The sequence below is a fragment of the Actinosynnema sp. CA-299493 genome (genome assembly GCF_050946825.1).
GTDB lineage: Bacteria > Actinomycetota > Actinomycetes > Mycobacteriales > Pseudonocardiaceae > Actinosynnema.
In genome coordinates this window covers 5,920,518-5,937,023 of the sequence record NZ_CP191993.1, presented here as the reverse complement: position 1 = coordinate 5,937,023, position 16,506 = coordinate 5,920,518, and the positions used below count along the sequence as shown (strand labels likewise).

11 protein-coding genes are annotated in these 16,506 nt (G+C 70.0%); 8 read left to right on the top strand and 3 right to left on the bottom strand.

The genetic code is table 11. The annotated features are described in order from the left end of the window. Window positions 1-9 precede the first annotated feature (9 nt). The 3 genes from ACQPYE_RS24845 (at window position 10) to ACQPYE_RS24835 (ending at window position 5,496) form a co-directional block, all read left to right on the top strand. Entirely contained in the window at window positions 10-1,149 is a 1,140-nt protein-coding gene (locus ACQPYE_RS24845) for a Gfo/Idh/MocA family protein (RefSeq protein ID WP_498722982.1), read from the top strand. Window positions 1,150-1,161: 12 nt separating this feature from the next. Continuing rightward, entirely contained in the window at window positions 1,162-2,169 is a 1,008-nt protein-coding gene (locus tag ACQPYE_RS24840; RefSeq protein ID WP_498714788.1) for a sugar phosphate isomerase/epimerase family protein, read from the top strand. A 588-nt stretch (window positions 2,170-2,757) separates the two neighbouring features. Next, complete coding sequence (locus tag ACQPYE_RS24835) at window positions 2,758-5,496, top strand: beta-L-arabinofuranosidase domain-containing protein (protein WP_498714787.1); 2,739 nt, start codon at window positions 2,758-2,760, stop codon at window positions 5,494-5,496. An 87-nt stretch (window positions 5,497-5,583) separates the two neighbouring features. Here the strand turns inward: ACQPYE_RS24835 and ACQPYE_RS24830 are convergent, their stop codons facing one another. The 3 genes from ACQPYE_RS24830 to ACQPYE_RS24820 form a co-directional block, all read right to left on the bottom strand. After that, window positions 5,584-7,698 carry a family 43 glycosylhydrolase gene (locus ACQPYE_RS24830; RefSeq protein ID WP_498714786.1) on the bottom strand — a complete coding sequence of 705 codons (2,115 nt, stop codon included), beginning with the start codon at window positions 7,696-7,698 and terminating at the stop codon, window positions 5,584-5,586. Continuing rightward, entirely contained in the window at window positions 7,599-7,922 is a 324-nt protein-coding gene (locus tag ACQPYE_RS24825; protein WP_498722981.1) for a hypothetical protein, read from the bottom strand. Before ACQPYE_RS24825 ends, ACQPYE_RS24830 begins: the two co-directional genes overlap by 100 nt. Window positions 7,923-7,997: 75 nt before the next feature. Further along, window positions 7,998-9,386 (bottom strand): glycoside hydrolase family 10 protein, encoded by a 1,389-nt coding sequence (locus tag ACQPYE_RS24820; RefSeq protein ID WP_498722980.1) that lies wholly within the window; start codon window positions 9,384-9,386, stop codon window positions 7,998-8,000. 748 nt (window positions 9,387-10,134) lie between these two features. Here ACQPYE_RS24820 and ACQPYE_RS24815 point away from each other — a divergent pair. The 5 genes from ACQPYE_RS24815 (at window position 10,135) to ACQPYE_RS24795 (ending at window position 16,499) form a co-directional block, all read left to right on the top strand. Beyond that, a complete protein-coding gene (locus tag ACQPYE_RS24815) occupies window positions 10,135-11,517 on the top strand; it encodes a glycoside hydrolase family 43 protein (RefSeq protein ID WP_498714785.1) in 1,383 nt (460 codons plus the stop codon). A gap of 333 nt (window positions 11,518-11,850) precedes the next feature. Further along, window positions 11,851-13,116, top strand: coding sequence for an extracellular solute-binding protein (locus ACQPYE_RS24810; protein ID WP_498714784.1), 1,266 nt, complete (start codon window positions 11,851-11,853; stop codon window positions 13,114-13,116). After that, window positions 13,113-14,066: a carbohydrate ABC transporter permease gene (locus tag ACQPYE_RS24805; protein ID WP_498714783.1), complete on the top strand. Its 954-nt coding sequence runs from the start codon at window positions 13,113-13,115 to the stop codon at window positions 14,064-14,066. Before ACQPYE_RS24810 ends, ACQPYE_RS24805 begins: the two co-directional genes overlap by 4 nt. Beyond that, complete coding sequence (locus tag ACQPYE_RS24800) at window positions 14,063-14,911, top strand: carbohydrate ABC transporter permease (RefSeq protein WP_498714782.1); 849 nt, start codon at window positions 14,063-14,065, stop codon at window positions 14,909-14,911. Before ACQPYE_RS24805 ends, ACQPYE_RS24800 begins: the two co-directional genes overlap by 4 nt. Before the next feature lie 25 nt (window positions 14,912-14,936). Then, complete coding sequence (locus tag ACQPYE_RS24795; protein WP_498714781.1) at window positions 14,937-16,499, top strand: glycoside hydrolase family 43 protein; 1,563 nt, start codon at window positions 14,937-14,939, stop codon at window positions 16,497-16,499. Window positions 16,500-16,506: the final 7 nt, after the last annotated feature.

Genomic DNA, 16,506 nt, shown 5'->3' with positions numbered 1-16,506 from the left:
GGCATCGCGATGATCGGCCACGCCTTCATGGGAGCCGCCCACTCCCAGGCGTGGCGCGTCGCACCCCGCTTCTTCGACCTGCCGCTGCGCCCGGTCATGGCCGTGGTGTGCGGCCGTGACCGGGCCCGCTCCGAGGCCGCCGCCGCGCGACTGGGCTGGGCGGAGGCCGTGACCGACTGGCGGGCCGTGCTGGACCGGGACGACGTCCAGGTGGTGGACATCTGCACGCCCGGCGACACGCACGCCGAGATCGCCGTCGCGGCGCTGGCAGCGGGCAAGCACGTGCTGTGCGAGAAGCCGCTGGCCAACACCGTCGCCGAAGCCGAGGCGATGGTGGAGGCGGCGGCCCGTGCCGCCGCGGCGGGCGTGCGGGCGATGGTCGGGTTCACCTACCGGCGCGTGCCCGCGCTCTCCCTGGCCCGCGAACTCGTGGCGCAGGGCCGGTTGGGTCGGATCCACCACGTGCGCGCCCAGTACCTCCAGGACTGGATCGTCGACCCGGCCGCGCCGCTGTCGTGGCGGTTGCAGAAGGAGCGGGCCGGGTCGGGCGCGCTGGGCGACATCGGCGCGCACATCGTCGACGCCACCCAGTTCATCCTCGGCGACACCGTCCGCGAGGTGTCCGGGACGCTGGAGACGTTCGTGTCCGAACGGCCGCTGGCGGCCGAGCACTCCGGGCTGTCGGGCACCGCCGTGTCGGACCGCACGGGGCCGGTCACGGTGGACGACGCCGCGCTGTTCCTGGCCCGGTTCACCGGTGGCGCGCTCGGCTCGTTCGAGGCGACCCGGTTCGCGAACGGCCGCAAGAACGCCATCCGCATCGAGGTCAACGGCTCGGCGGGCAGCCTGGCGTTCGACTTCGAGGACATGAACGTCCTGCACTACTACGACGGCGGCGACGACGCGGCGGTGGCGGGTTTCCGCCGCATCGTCGTCACCGAGCCGCAGCACCCCTACGTCGACGCCTGGTGGCCCGCCGGCCACGGCCTGGGCTACGAGCACGCGTTCACCCACCAGGCCGTCGACTTCGTCCGCGCCATCGCCGCGGACGCCGACCCGGCCCCGTCGTTCGCCGACGGGCTCCAGCTGCAACGCGTCCTGGCCGCCGTCGAGGCGAGCGCGGCGTCCCGCACCTGGCAAGACGTCTGAGAGGAGAACGAGATGGCGCGTCCGATCACGTTGTTCACCGGCCAGTGGGCCGACCTGCCGTTCGAGGAGGTCGCCCGGCTGGCCGCCGAGTGGGGCTACGACGGCCTGGAGATCGCCTGCTGGGGCGACCACCTCGACCCGTGGCGCGCCGCCGAGGACGACGACTACGTCGCCGACCGGCTGGCGATCCTGGCCAAGCACGACCTGAAGGTGTGGACGATCTCCAACCACCTCACCGGCCAGGCCGTCTGCGACGACCCGATCGACGAGCGGCACCAGGGCATCCTGTCCCCGCGCATCTGGGGCGACGGCGACCCCGAGGGCGTGCGGGGGCGCGCGGCCGAGGAGATGAAGGCGACCGCGCGGGCCGCCGCCAAGCTCGGCGCCGGCACCGTCGTCGGCTTCACCGGCTCCTCGATCTGGAAGACCGTCGCGATGTTCCCGCCCGTGCCACCGTCGATGATCGACGCCGGCTACCAGGACTTCGCCGACCGGTGGAACCCGATCCTGGACGTGTTCGACGAGGTCGGCGTCCGGTTCGCGCACGAGGTCCACCCCTCCGAGATCGCCTACGACTACTGGACCACCGTCCGGACGCTGGAGGCGATCGGGCACCGACCCGCGTTCGGCCTCAACTGGGACCCCTCGCACTTCGTGTGGCAGGACCTCGACCCGATCGGCTTCCTCCGGGACTTCCGCGACCGGATCTACCACGTCGACTGCAAGGACGCCCGCCGCCAGGTCGGCGACGGCCGCAACGGCCGCCTCGGCTCGCACCTGCCCTGGGCCGACCCGAGGCGCGGCTGGGACTTCGTCTCCACCGGGCGCGGTGACGTGCCGTGGGAGCGGGCGTTCCGGATGCTCAACACCATCGGCTACGACGGCCCGATCAGCGTCGAGTGGGAGGACGCCGGGATGGACCGCCTGATCGGCGCGCCCGAAGCGCTGGAGTTCGTGCGCCGCAACGCGTTCGACGCGCCGACCGCCTCCTTCGACGCCGCCTTCTCCAGCGGCGACTGAGCGGGGCCGGGTGACGGACCGCGGTGGTGGTCGCCGACGCGGTCCGTCCTGATGTTCACGCTCACACAGCTCGACTCGTGGAGGTGCTCCTCTCCCGATTCGGTCACGGCATGAGGTGAGATTTTTCCGGTAAACAAGCAGCTCGGGGTGAAGTTCGACGATCGGAGAGCGCTGCGGGCGCTAAAGTGAGCGTGAACATTTAGCGCCCTCGCAGCGTTGACGCCCGGCTCCGGCGATGGCTACTGTGCTGACAGCCGGGCCACCGGGCCCACTCGGTCACGCATCCGCCGGCACGACCGCCCGTCAACGACGACGTTGGGGACTTCGATGCGACGCACACGGCACACCGCACACGTTCCGGCACGGCGCGATCCTCGTCGCGAGCCGGACGTCGTGACCGCCTGACCGTTCGACCGCCCTACCGCCCGGCGGTCGTCGGATCGCGGCGCTCCCACGCGCCGGCCCGTCGCGCCCGCTCTGCCACGTCGTACCAGATCTCCCTCCGCCGACAGGTCCCTGCCGGTCGCACCGCCGTGCCCGCGGCGCGACGTCCCGGCCGGTCGACCTCCACAACCCACAGGAGAGCTCATGTCGTCACCCCTGAGCCGCCGCACGTTGTTGCAGGCCGTCGGCGTCGCGGCTGTCGCGACGACCGTGCCCGGCCTGACCTCGGGGTCCGCGGCCGCGGCGTCGGTGCCGCCGGCCCGCGGCGACCTCGGTGTGTCCGCCCACCCGTTCGACCTCGGCGAGGTGCGCCTGAGCCCCGGCCGCTGGATGGAGAACCAGAGCCGGACGCTGACGTACCTGAAGTTCGTCGACGTCAACCGGTTGCTCTACAACTTCCGCGCGAACCACCGCCTCTCGACGCAGGGCGCGGCGGCGCTGGGCGGCTGGGAGGCGCCGAACTTCCCGTTCCGCACCCACAGCCAGGGGCACTTCCTCAGCGCGTGGGCGCAGGCGTGGGCGGTGCTCGGCGACACCACCTGCCGGGACCGGGCCAACTACGTGGTCGCCGAGCTGGCCAAGTGCCAGGCGAACAACGCGGCGGCCGGGTTCAACACCGGGTACCTGTCCGGGTTCCCGGAGTCGGACTTCGACGCGATGGAGGCGGGCTCGCCCAAGTCGGTGTCGTACTACTCGCTGCACAAGACGTTGGCCGGCCTGCTGGACGTGTGGCGGCACATCGGCAGCACGCAGGCGCGTGACGTGCTGCTGAGGTTCGCGGGTTGGGTGGACTGGCGCACCGCGCGGTTGTCCTACAGCCAGATGCAGCGGGTGCTGGGCACGGAGTTCGGCGGCATGAACGCCGTGCTGACCGACCTGTACCAGCAGACGGGCGACTCCCGCTGGCTCGCGACGGCGCAGCGGTTCGACCACGCCTCCGTGTTCGACCCGCTGGCGGCCAACCAGGACCGGCTCAGCGGTCTGCACGCCAACACGCAGGTGCCCAAGTGGATCGGCGCGGCCCGCGAGTACAAGGCCACCGGGACGACCCGCTACCGGGACATCGCGTCCAACGCCTGGAACATCACCGTCGGCGCGCACACCTACGTGATCGGCGGCAACAGCCAGGCGGAGCACTTCCGGGCGCCCAACGCCATCGCCTCCTACCTCAACACCGACACGGCCGAGGCGTGCAACACCTACAACATGCTCAAGCTGACCCGTGAGCTGTGGCTGCTGGACCCGAACCGCGCCTCCTACTTCGACTTCTACGAGCGCGGGCTGCTCAACCACCTCCTCGGCCAGCAGAACACGGCCGACCCGCACGGGCACATCTGCTACTTCACCGGCCTCAACCCCGGCCACCGGCGCGGCAACACCGGACCGGCCTGGGGCGGCGGCAACTGGAGCACCGACTACACCACCTTCTGGTGCTGCCAGGGCACCGCCCTGGAGGTCAACACCTCGCTGGCGAACTCCATCTACTTCCACAACGGCACCACGCTCACGGTGAACCTGTACACGCCGTCGGTGCTGACCTGGGCGCAGCGGGGGATCACCGTCACGCAGACCACGACCTACCCGGCATCCGACACCACCACGCTGACCGTGACCGGCAACGCGAGCGGGTCGTGGACGATGCGCCTGCGCATCCCGGGCTGGACCACCGGCGCGACGGTCGGCGTCAACGGCGTGGCGCAGGACATCGCGACGACGCCGGGCACCTACGCCTCCCTGACCCGGACGTGGGCCGCCGGTGACGTGGTGACCCTGCGCCTGCCGATGCGGGCGGTCGTGCAGCCCGCCAACGACAACCCGGCCGTGGCCGCGATCACCTTCGGCCCGGTCGTGCTGTCGGGCAACTACGGCAACACCGCCCTGTCCAGGCTGCCCGCGCTGGACACCACCTCGATCACCCGCACCGGCACCTCGGGCCTGGCGTTCACCGCCCGGGCCGACGGCGCGACGGTCAACCTCGGGCCGTTCTACGACGCCCACGGCCACAACTACACCGTCTACTGGAGCACCAACGGCGGTGGCGGTGGCGGCTCGGACGCCGGCTACCGGCTGGTCAACGCGGCCACCGGCCTGGTCCTGGGCGTGCAGGACATGTCGACCGCGGACGGCGGCCTCGCCGTGCAGTGGAACGACACCGGGACCGCGGACCACAACTGGGAGCTGATCGCCGACGGCAGCGCCGTGCGGCTGCGCAACCGCAACAGCGGCAAGGTCCTCGGGGTGGAGAACGCGTCCACCGCGGACAACGCGCGGGTCCTGCAGTGGAGCAACAGCGGCGCCGCCGACCACAAGTGGACCATCGTCGACAACGGTGACGGCACCCACAAGCTGCGCAACGGCAACAGCGGCAAGCTGCTGGGCATTCTCAACGGCGCCACGACGGCGGGTGCGCAGGCCGTGCAGGACCCGGACAACGGGACCTCCGACAACCGCTGGCGGTTCGTGCCCGCCGGCGCCCGGCGCGTGCAGAACCTGGCCAGCGGCCTGGTGCTGGGCGTGCAGGACATGTCGACCGCCGACGGCGGCCTGGTCGTGCAGTGGGACGACAGCGGCACCGCCGACCACCTCTGGACCGCCGTCGTGGACCCGGACGGGTACTTCCGGCTGCGCAACTCCAACAGCGGCAAGGTCCTCGGCGTCGAGAACGCCGGCACCGCCAACGGCGCCCGGGTGTTGCAGTGGGCGGACAACGGCACGAACGACCACAAGTGGCGGCTGCGGCACGGGGCCAACGGTTACTTCCGCATCCAGTGCGGCAACGGCGGGCGGGTGCTCGGCGTCAACGGCGCCTCCACCGCACGTGGCGCGCAGATCGTCATCTGGGACGACAACGGCACCAACGACCACCTCTGGCGCTTCATCTGAGCCTGACGACGCGGCGACCCGTCCGGAGTTCCGGGCGGGTCGCCGCGTCGCGTCGGGGCCGTCATGTGGACGGTCCCGCCTCCCGGGTCAGGGAGTGGTCAGGTCGAACTTGCGGACGGTCACCGCGCCGCCCAGGGACTGCGTGGCGTGGTTGAAGATGCCGAAGCGGTAGCCCATGAAGAACTGCCAGGCGTTGTTCAGCGTGAACGTCGGGCCGAGCGGGGTGAAGTTCACGCCGTCGGTGCTGTAGGAGAACCGGGCGACGCGGTTGGCGCCCGGTTGGATGTCGGCGTTGATCCGCAGCCAGATCCGGCCCCCGCTGATCGCGGCGCCCGCGGCCTCGCTGCCGGTGTTGGTGGTGCGCCAGCTGCCGTCCATGGCGAGGCCGTTGGTCATGGACACGCGGGTCTGGCCGTTGTCGCGCTTGACGCCGATCCAGGCCGAGGACTGCCGCAGCATCGCCAGGCCCGACCGGTCGCCGTCGCGCATGGTGCTGTAGTCCAGCTCGATCGTGGCCGTGGACGTCGGTCCTTGGATGCGGTGGGTGAGGGTGTTGCGGGCGGCGTAGAGGTCGTTGGTGACGGTGGCCGTCTGCAACGTGAGCCCGTTGTTCACCGAGTACTTGGTGGTGTCGGGGTCGTGGTTCCACTCCCACTGCGGGCCGAGGGCCGTGCCGGTGAACGTGTCGGTCCCGGTGAGGGGTTTGACCGGCCGGGTCGGCAGCGGCGAGGGGTAGTTCACGCCCCAGCGGCCGTTGACCGTCTGGAGGGTCGGCCAGCCGTCGGAGGTCCAGGTGATCGGGGCCAGCGCGGGCACCCGGCCGCCGGGGTAGGCGTCCACGAACGACATGTAGTGCCAGGACCCGTTCTGGGTCTGGACCAGGCTGCCCTGGTGGGGCACGCCGCCGCCGGGGATGGGGCCGGGCAGGTCGAGCAGCACCTGGCGCACGGTGTACGGGCCGAACGGTCCGTTGTCCGACTTGAGCACGTACTGCCCGTTGGCGGGTCGGGTCAGCCAGATGTAGTAGCTGCCGTTGCGCTTGTAGAACCTCGCGCCCTCCAGCGTCCCGATGTTCGAGGGGGTCTGGAACACCTGCTGCGCGCGGACCTGGCTGCGCCCGTCGGCGGACAGCTGCGCGACGCTGATGGTGCTGTTGCCGTAGGCGACGTACATCGTGTCGTTGTCGTCGATGAGCATGCCCGCGTCGTAGTAGCAGTTGTCGATCTGGGCGTGCCGGTTCCACTGCCCCTCGACGCTGGTCGCGGTGTAGATGTAGGTGTCGTTGAAGTCGATGCACCCGGCCCAGTAGTAGGTCTTGTTGCTCGGCCGGTACTGCAGCGTCGACGCCCAGATGCCGTTGACGTAGGCCCGCTGCCCGTTGGTCAGGTCGTACTTGGTGCCGAAGTCCAGGGACGGCACCGAGTGACCGGCGAACTCCCAGTTGACCAGGTCGTAGGAGCGCAGGACCGGCGCGCCGGGGGAGTAGTGCATGGTCGACGCGGTCAGGTAGTACGCGTCCCCGACCCGGATGACCTCGACGTCGGCGAAGTCCTGCCACACGACGGGGTTGGTGTACTGCCCGCCCGGCTGCTGCGAGGTCGTCGTCGTGGTCGTCGTGGTGGTGCCGCCACCGCCGACGCGGACGAGCTGCCACTGCTGGTTGGCGCCGCCCCAGTCGCTGTACTGGACGATGTTCGCGCCGTCGGTGGTGGCGGCGTTCTGCACCTCGACCGCCTTGTTGCTGTTGCGGTTGATCAGGCGCACGTGGCCGCCGTCGGAGTCGGCGAGGCGGAACTGCTGGTTGGTGCCGTTGCCGTCGGCCCACTGGACGATGGCGGCACCGTCGGCGGTGGAGAAGTTCGAGACGTCCAGCACCTTGCCGGAGTGCTTGGACTTGAGCCGGTAGTAGCCGCCGCCGGAGTCGACGAACTGCCACTGCTGGTTGGCCCCGTCACCACGGGTCCACTGGGTGATGCGTCCGCCGTCGGCGGTGGAGAAGTTGTAGACGTCGAGCGCCTTGCCGCTGGTGCGGTTGACCAGCACGTACCACGCGGTCGTGTCGACGGTCGCCGCCGAACTGGTCGCCGAGCTGAAGACGACCATCACACCTCCGAGCACGACCGCGGCGAGCACCGCGGCCATCCGCGACAACCGGCCACGTCTGCGCGCGAGGCGCCGTGGGAGTTGGTCGGGGACAGACATGACAGCTCCTTACCTGCCGCTTCCGAGCGGCGTTGCGGCCGGAGCCCCCGCACGGCGTGCGAGGGCTCCGGCCGGTCAGCAGGGTGAATCCGCCTGGGTCGGCAGACCCAGGCGGTACGGCAGTCGGCTGTGCTCACCACTCGCGTCGGGGGCAGCCCCTGGTGGAGGAACTGGAGCCGGCACGGGTCGATGGGCAGCGCCTGGTCGTTCCCGGAGCGGAGCAGCTCGCCGTGGCTGATGTCCTTCGTCCAGCGCCCGCCGGTGAAGGTGCTGCCGGCGATGCGCCGAGTCGGACCGGATCAGCCGACGCGCACGAGTTGCCACTGCTGGTTGGCGCCGCCCCAGTCGCTGTACTGCACGACGTTGCCGCCGTCGGCGGTGGACGCGCCCTGCACCTCGACGGCCTTGTTGCTGTTGCGGTTGACCAACCTGATGTAGCCGGTCGAGTCGACCGCGCGGAACTGCTGGTTGGTGCCGTTGCCGTCGGCCCACTGCACGATGGCGGCGCCGTCGGCGGTGGAGAAGTTGTGGACGTCCAGCACCTTGCCCGACAGCCTGGACTTCACCCGGTAGTAGCCGCCGCCGGAGTCGACGAACTGCCACTGCTGCTGGTTGCCGTCGTTGCGGGCCCACTGCGTGATGCGGGCGCCGTCGTTCGTGGCCAGGTTGTAGACGTCCAGCGCCTTGCCGCTGTTGCGGTTCACCAGCACGTACCAGGCGGTCGTGTCGATGACCCCGGGCTGGGGGTTGGAACCCTCGTTGAGGGCGTTGAGGACGGAGGTGTAGGCGGCCTTCTTGTTCCCGCTGCTGTCGAACAGCAGGGGGTTCTGGCCGGTGCGCCAGGAGTCGCTGTCGCGGATGCCCCAGACGGTGATGCCGGTGCACCGGGCGACGGCGAGGCAGGCCCTGGTGACGGCGGCGTAGGCGGTGGCCTGGGTGGAGCCCGAGATGTCGAGCTCGGTGATCTGCACGTCGACGCCGAGGTCGGCGAAGCGCTGGAGGTTGGCCTGGTAGTCCGACGGCGCGGAGTTGCTCAGGTGGGACTGGAAGCCCACGCAGTCGATCGGCACGCCGCGGGCCTTGAAGTCGCGCACCATGTTGTAGATGCCGGTGCTCTTGGCGTTGACGCCGTCGGTGTTGTAGTCGTTGTAGCAGAGCTTCGCGCCCGGGTCGGCCGCCCGCGCGGCGCGGAACGCCGCCTCGATCCAGTCGTTGCCGGTCCGCTGGAGGTTCGAGTCACGCCGGCCACCGCTGCCGCCGTCGGCGAACGCCTCGTTCACCACGTCCCAGGAGTGGATCTTGCCCCGGTAGTAGGTGGCGACGCGGGTGACGTGGTTCAGCATGGCCTGGCGCAGTGCCGAACCCTCCATGCGCTGCATCCAGCCCGGCTGCTGGGAGTGCCACGCCAGGGTGTGGCCGCGCACCTTCATGCCGCGGCTGATGGCGTGGTTGACGATCCGGTCGCCGTTGCCGAACGTGAACTGGCCCTGGTTGGGCTCGGTCGCGTCCATCTTCATCTCGTTCTCGGCGGTGACCTGGTTGAACTCGCGGTTCAGGATGGTCGTGTAGGTCGAGTCGCCGAGCTTCCCGGCCGCGATGGCGGCACCGAAGTACCGGCCCTTCTCCGCCGCCGAGGCGCCCAGCGTCGTACCCGCCAGGGCCAGGCCGTCGAACGCCACCGTCATCATGGTGGCGACGAGTCCTACGACGAGCAGCAACGCCGTTGTTCTCGGTCGACGCGAGGGCGTCGGCCGAATGACCGCTCGTATCGAATGGTTCATCACGTGTCCTCACGGATCAGCACACCGCGTGTCTTGTTCGGCGGTGGCAGGGGCACTGGCCGACACGCGCCCGGTTATCTGTTAGCGTTAACAACTTCGGGCTCGGGCAGACTCGATGCAAATGAGCCGGCATTGAGTTGCGGTAGTTTTCGCGGTGAGCGCGCGTCGTGCCTCTCCGACTGTGAAGGATGACACACGCTCGGTCAAGACGTAACGAAAAATTTTCGTGCAGGTAGGGCGTGTGTCGGGGGTGGGCGAGACGTCTCGGTGGCCCGCCCGGTCCCTGGCGGGTGGCATGGTCAGTTCGAATGCCGTTCGACGGTGAATTCGTCGCCCTTGCTAAAGTTAGCGCAAACATTTTTAGCCGAGCTTGTTCGGCTCGAATGGTGCTGGCGTAGTCGGTAGGCCGGATGGGGGCAGGGCGCTAAAGTTAGCGCTCACACTTTTAGCTTTGACGGCATCGCCGGGGCGTAGTTACATGGCAGGGGATTCAAGGCCGCTCCGCTCCCGGCGCGACCCCGCCTGGCCGGGCGCCGCCGTGATCGCCGCCGGCGGCGCGGCGGGGAGGGGCGTCGGAGCGGACCCGCGCCCGACGGCGCCGAAGGCCGCGGCGCCCGACACGTGCCGCCGACCGATGCACCTCCGGAGGTCTCTTGTGAAATCGACGTGGTCCCCCTCGGCGCTCGCACGACGGGTGGGCGCGCTGCTCACCGCGGTCCTCTGCGCCCTCGCCCTCGCGCCCGCGCTCGCCAAGGCGGACAACCCGATCGTGCAGCACATCTACACCGCCGACCCGGCTCCCCTGGTCCACAACGGACGCGTGTACCTCTACACCGGCCACGACGAGGACGGCTCGACCTGGTTCACCATGAAGGAGTGGCGGGTCTGGTCCTCCGACGACATGGTGAACTGGACCGACCACGGGTCGCCGATGAACGTGGGCACGTTCGCCTGGGCCAAGCAGGACGCGTGGGCGGGGCAGGCGATCGCGCGCAACGGCAAGTTCTACTGGTACGTGCCCGTGGTCAACCGCGCCACCGGTCGGATGGCGATCGGCGTGGGCGTCGCCGACAGCCCCACCGGCCCGTTCCGCGACGCCATCGGCCGCCCGCTGGTGGAGAACGGCGAGATCGACCCCACCGTCTTCATCGACGACAACGGTCAGGCGTACCTGTACTGGGGCAACCCGAACCTGTGGTACGTGCGGCTCAACGCCGACATGACCTCCTTCTCCGGCGGCCCCACCCAGATCCCGCTCACCGCGGCCGGCTTCGGCTCCCGGGCCGGCGACGCCAACCGGCCCACCCTCTACGAGGAAGGCCCCTGGGTCTACAAGCGCAACGGCCTGTACTACAACGTGTTCGCGGCGAAGTGCTGCTCGGAGTTCATCGCCTACTCGACCGCACCCGGCCCCACCGGGCCGTGGACCTACCGCGGCACGGTCATGCCCACCCAGGGCGCCAGCTTCACCAACCACGCCGGCATCGTCGACTTCAAGGGCAGCTCCTACTTCTTCTACCACAACGGAGCCCTGTCCGGCGGCGGCGGTTTCACCCGCTCGGTGGCGGTGGAGAGGTTCGCCTACAACGCCGACGGCACCATCCCGACCATCAACATGACCACGGGCGGCGCACCGCAGGCGGGCACCCTCAACCCCTTCGTCCGCCAGGAGGCCGAGACGATCGCCTGGGGTTCGGGCATCGAGACCGAACCGTCCTCCGAGGGCGGGATGAACATCGGCTGGATCGAGAACGGCGACTACACCAAGGTGAAGGGCGCCGCGTTCGGCTCGGGCGCGAGGACGTTCAGCGCGCGGGTCGCCTCGGCAGGCGCCGGCGGCACCGTCGAGGTGCGGCTGGACAGCCCGAGCGGCGCGGTGGTGGGGCGCTGCGGCGTCTCGGCCACCGGCGGCTGGCAGACCTGGACCACGGTCTCGTGCCCGATCAGCGGTGCGACGGGCACCCGCGACCTCTACCTCCGCTACACCGGCGGCAGCGGCTACCTGTTCAACCTCAACTGGTGGCAGTTCACCGCGTAGCCGGTGCGCGGTGGTCGCGGTGGTGGCCGGCAGGGACCGCCACCGCGACCACCGGGAGGGTCGACGAGATCTTAGATAGTTCGCGTTCACAAAGTGTGTTGCCGACAGGTCGGCGGCAAAGGGCGTGGTCGGGGGATCGCGGGCGGGGCAACGGTTCTTGACGGGTCCTGTGACACAGCTTACTGTCGTGAGCGCTAACAATCGGAGCTGAAGCCGAAACTTTCGGTCGCACGGTGCGGCGCGGACTCGGCCCGGTTCACGCGATCGCCTGCCTGCGGTGGCCAACCGCGCGGTGGCGGTGCCGCCAGTTAACGCACACCTTGGAGAAGCGTCGTGACACTCCGCTTGCCCCTGCTCAGCGCCGCCGCGGTCCTGGCCCTCCTGACCGCCTGCACACCCGGCACCGGAGGCGGCGGAGAAGGGGACGGCAAGTCCTTCGAGTTCTGGTCGTTCTCCGCGATCAACCAGAAGCTGACCGTGGACGCGTACCAGGCGAAGCACCCGGACATCCAGATCAAGCTGACCGAGGTGGGCACCTCCACCGAGACCGCCCAGTCGCTGACCACCGCGCTGGCCGGCGGGAAGGTGCCCGACCTGGTGCTGATCCAGGGCGACAACCTGCCGCAGTTCGTGGACCAGCCGCAGAACTTCGTGGACCTGCGGACGTTGGGCGCCGACGACATCGCGGACGACTACCTGGACTGGGTGTGGGAGCAGAGCGTCGCCAAGGACGGTGAGGTGCTGGGGGTCCCCACCGACGTCGGCGGCATGGCCGTGGCGTACCGGACCGACTTGTTCGCCGCCGCCGGGCTGCCCACCGACCGCGAGGCCGTGAGCGCGCTGTGGCCGACGTGGGACGCCTTCATCGAAACCGGCAAGCGCTACAAGCAGGCCACCGGCAAGGCGTTCACCGACAACGCGGCGACCAGCGTGTTCTACCAGGCGGTCAACCAGGTGTCGGAGAAGTACTACAGCGCGGACCGCAAGCTGGTCTACCGCACCAACCCGCAGGTGAAGGCGGCGTTCGACCTCGGCATCAAGGCGGCCACCTCCGGCATCACCGCCGGGCAGTCCTCGTTCGAGAGCGCGTGGAGCGCCGGCATGGGCCAGGGCTCGTACGCCGCGGTGTCCGCGCCGTCGTGGATGCTCAACAGCATCCGCAGCACCGCCCCCGACACCAAGGGCAAGTGGGACATCGCCAAGATCCCCGGCGCCGCCGGCAACTGGGGAGGCAGCTACCTGGCCATCCCCAAGGGCGCGAAGAATCCGCAGGCCGCCTGGAACTACATCAAGGAGATGCAGTCGCCCGCGGGGCAGCTGGAGCACTTCACCCGCGTCGGCGCCCTGCCCTCCACGCCCTCGGTCTACCAGGACGCCAAGCTCACCGCCGGCAAGGACCCGTTCTTCTCCGACGCGCCGACGGGCAAGATCTACACCGACTCGCTGCTGGGCCTCAAGCCGTTCTACATCGGTCCCGACAGCGCCGCCATCGGCCAGGAGTTCCTCGACGCCATCACCAACGTCGAGCAGGCCGGCGGCGACCCGGCCACCGCGTGGGACGACGCGGTCAGCAACATCAAGACCGCCATCGGCGAGTGACGACCGTGACCGCCACGCTCACACCGGCGCCGTCGGCGGCACTGCCGCCCCCTGCCTCCCCGCGGGGCAGGGGGCTGGCCGAACGCCTGTCGCCGTACGCCTACATCGCCCCGTTCTTCGTCCTGTTCGGGGTGTTCGGGCTGTTCCCCCTGCTGTTCACGTTCTACGTGGCGCTGTTCGACTGGAACCCCATCGGCGACCAGGTCTTCATCGGCACGGACAACTTCACCCGCATGTTCGCCGACCCGCGGTTCTGGAACGCCGCGGGCAACACGGTGAGCATCTGGGCGTTGTCCACCGTGCCGCAACTGTTGTTGGCGCTGGTGCTGGCGCACGTGCTCAACCACGCCCGGCTGCGGTTCGCGCTGTTCTTCCGGATGGCGGTCCTGGTCCCCTACATCACGTCGGTCGCGGCCACCGCCGTCGTCTTCGCGCAGCTGTTCGACCGCGACTACGGGCTGCTCAACTGGGTGCTCGGCTTGGTCGGGGTCGAACCGGTGGACTTCGTCCAGTCCACTTGGGGCAGTCACGTCCTCATCGCCACGATGGTGACCTGGCGGTGGTTCGGCTACACCACGCTGCTCTACCTCGCTTCGCTGCAATCGGTGCCGCGGTCGGTGTTCGAGGCCGCCGCCATCGACGGCGCGGGGCCGTGGCAGCTCTTCCGGCACATCACCGTCCCCGCGCTGCGGCCGGTGATCATCTTCACCGTGGTCACGTCCACCATCGGCGGCTTGCAGATCTTCACCGAGCCGTTGCTGACCGGGTCGGGGCTGACCTGCGGCGCGGTGCGGCAGTGCCAGACGTTGACGCTGTTCCTGTACGAACAGGGCTTCGGGCAGTTCGAGTTCGGCTACGGCTCGGCGATCGGGGTCGCGCTGTTCGTCATGGTCGTGGCCATCGCCGCGATCAACTTCGTGCTGTCCACGCGGATCAAGGCGGACCGATGACGAGCACCTCGACGCGCGGCCGGGGCCCCGGCCGGGTCCGCTGGTGGACCTACCTCCTGCTGTCCGCGGCCACCGTGGTGTGCCTGTTCCCGCTGTACTGGATGTTCATCGTCGCCACCACCGACACGGCGACCGCGACGGAGATGCCGCCCGAGGTCGTGCCCGGCGGCAACTTCTTCCACCTCGCCGGCCTGGTGCTGGACACGGTGCCGTTCGTGCAGTCGCTGCTCAACAGCCTCGCCGTGGCCACCGCGATCGGCGTCGGTCAGGCGGTGCTGTGCTCGCTGGCCGGGTTCGCCTTCGCCAAGCTGCGCTTCCGCGGTCGCAACAGCCTGTTCGTGGTCGTGGTGCTCACCATGACGGTGCCCACGCAGCTCTCGGTCATCCCGCAGTACATGATCATGTCCCAGCTGGGGTGGGTCGACACGTTGCAGGCGCTGATCGTGCCCGGCCTGGCCAGCGCGTTCGGCATCTTCTGGATGCGCCAGCACATCTCGGCCACGATCAGCGACGAGCTGATGCAGGCGGCCCGCATCGACGGCGCGAGCACCGCGCAGGTGTTCTGGCGCATCGCGTTCCCGATCGTGCGGCCGGCGGCGTTCGTGCTCGGCCTGTTCGGGTTCATCACCGCCTGGAACGACTTCCTGTGGCCGTTCATCGTGCTCAAGTCACCCGAGCGCTACACCGCGCAGATCGCCATCAAGGCGCTCCAGAACAGCCTCGACGTCGACCTCGGCCTGGCCATGTCCGGCTCCTTCCTCGCCACGATCCCGCTGGTCGTGCTGTTCGTCGTGGTCGGACGCCGGATGGTCGCGGGCATCCTCGAAGGCGCCTTCAAGGGCTGAAGCCCCTCGCACAACAAGGGAAACCATGACCTCACCGCAGTCCGAGGCGTCGTACTACGACAACCCCGTGATCCCCGGGTTCCACCCCGACCCCAGCGTGTGCCGGGTGGGGGAGGACTACTACCTGGTGTGCTCCAGCTTCGAGTACTTCCCGGGCGTGCCGATCTTCCACAGCCGCGACCTGGTGGGCTGGCGGCAGATCGGCAACGTCCTGGACCGCCCGTCGCAACTGCCGCTGCCGGCCGACGCGATGGCGTCCGACGGCGTCTACGCGCCCACGATCCGGCACCACGACGGCCGCTTCTGGCTGATCACCACGAACGTGTCGCACGGCGGCAACTTCATCGTCACCGCCGAACGCCCCGAGGGTCCCTGGTCGGACCCGGTGTGGATCGACCTGCCCGGCATCGACCCGGACCTGGCCTGGGACGAGGACGGCAACTGCTGGTGCTCCTTCGCCGGCGCGCACGGCCCGACCTTCAACGGCGTGCAGATCGCCCGCATCGACCCCGAGGCGGGGAAGGTGCTGGAAGGACCGGAGCCCGCCTGGGCCGGCACCGGGTTGCAGTGGCCGGAGGCGCCGCACCTCTACCGGGTCGGGGAGTGGTGGTACCTGATGATCGCGGAGGGCGGCACCGAGCGCGGCCACACCGTGGCCATGGCGCGCGCCCGCTCGCCGCGGGGGCCGTGGGAGCCGGCGCCGGTCAACCCGGTCCTGTCGCACCGGAGCACGGGCCGGCCGATCCAGAGCACCGGCCACGCCGACCTCGTCACCACGCCGACCGGCGAGTGGTGGATGGTGCTGCTGGCGACCCGTCCCGTCGGGTACAGCCCCAAGTTCCACGTCCTGGGCCGGGAAACGTTCCTCACCCCGGTCCGGTGGGAGGACGACTGGCCCCGGGTCGGCCCCGTCGAGCTCAGGGAACGGGCGCCGGTCGGCGGAGGAGCGCTGGAAGCGGCCCCTGGGCGGGACAACTTCGACGACCTCGACCTCGATCCGCGGTGGATCTCGCCGCGCTCGCGCCCGGACGGCTCGTGGTCGCTGGCGCAACGGCGCGGGTGGCTCGCGCTGCACGCCACCGGCTCGACGCTGGACCGGCCGGGCTGCACCTTCGTCGGCCGCCGGCAGCAGCACGTCGAGAGCCGGACCGCCGTCCTCCTGGACCCGGCCGCCGGTCGAGCCGGCCTGTCGGTGCGCCTGGACGAGGGCCACCACTACGACCTGGAGGTGGCCGACGGCCAGGCCGAGGTCATCGCCCGCATCGGACCACTGCGCCAGGTGGTGGCCACGCGCCCCGTGCCGCTGGGCCCGGTGACCCTCGTGATCACCACCCGCCCGGCCCGGCGGTGGCCGGAGGGGGAGGAGCCCGCGGGCCTGCACGTCGCCGCGCCCGACTACCTCGCCTTCCACGTCGGCGAAGACCCGGAGCCGCTGGCCGAGCTGGACGGCCGGTACCTGTCCACGGAGGTCGCCACCGGCTTCACCGGGCGGGTGATCGGCATGTACGTCACCGAGGGCACCGCCTGGTTCGACTGGTTCCACCACGGTCCGCTCGACCACGACCAGTTCGACCGCGGCCAACCCTGACCGCCCG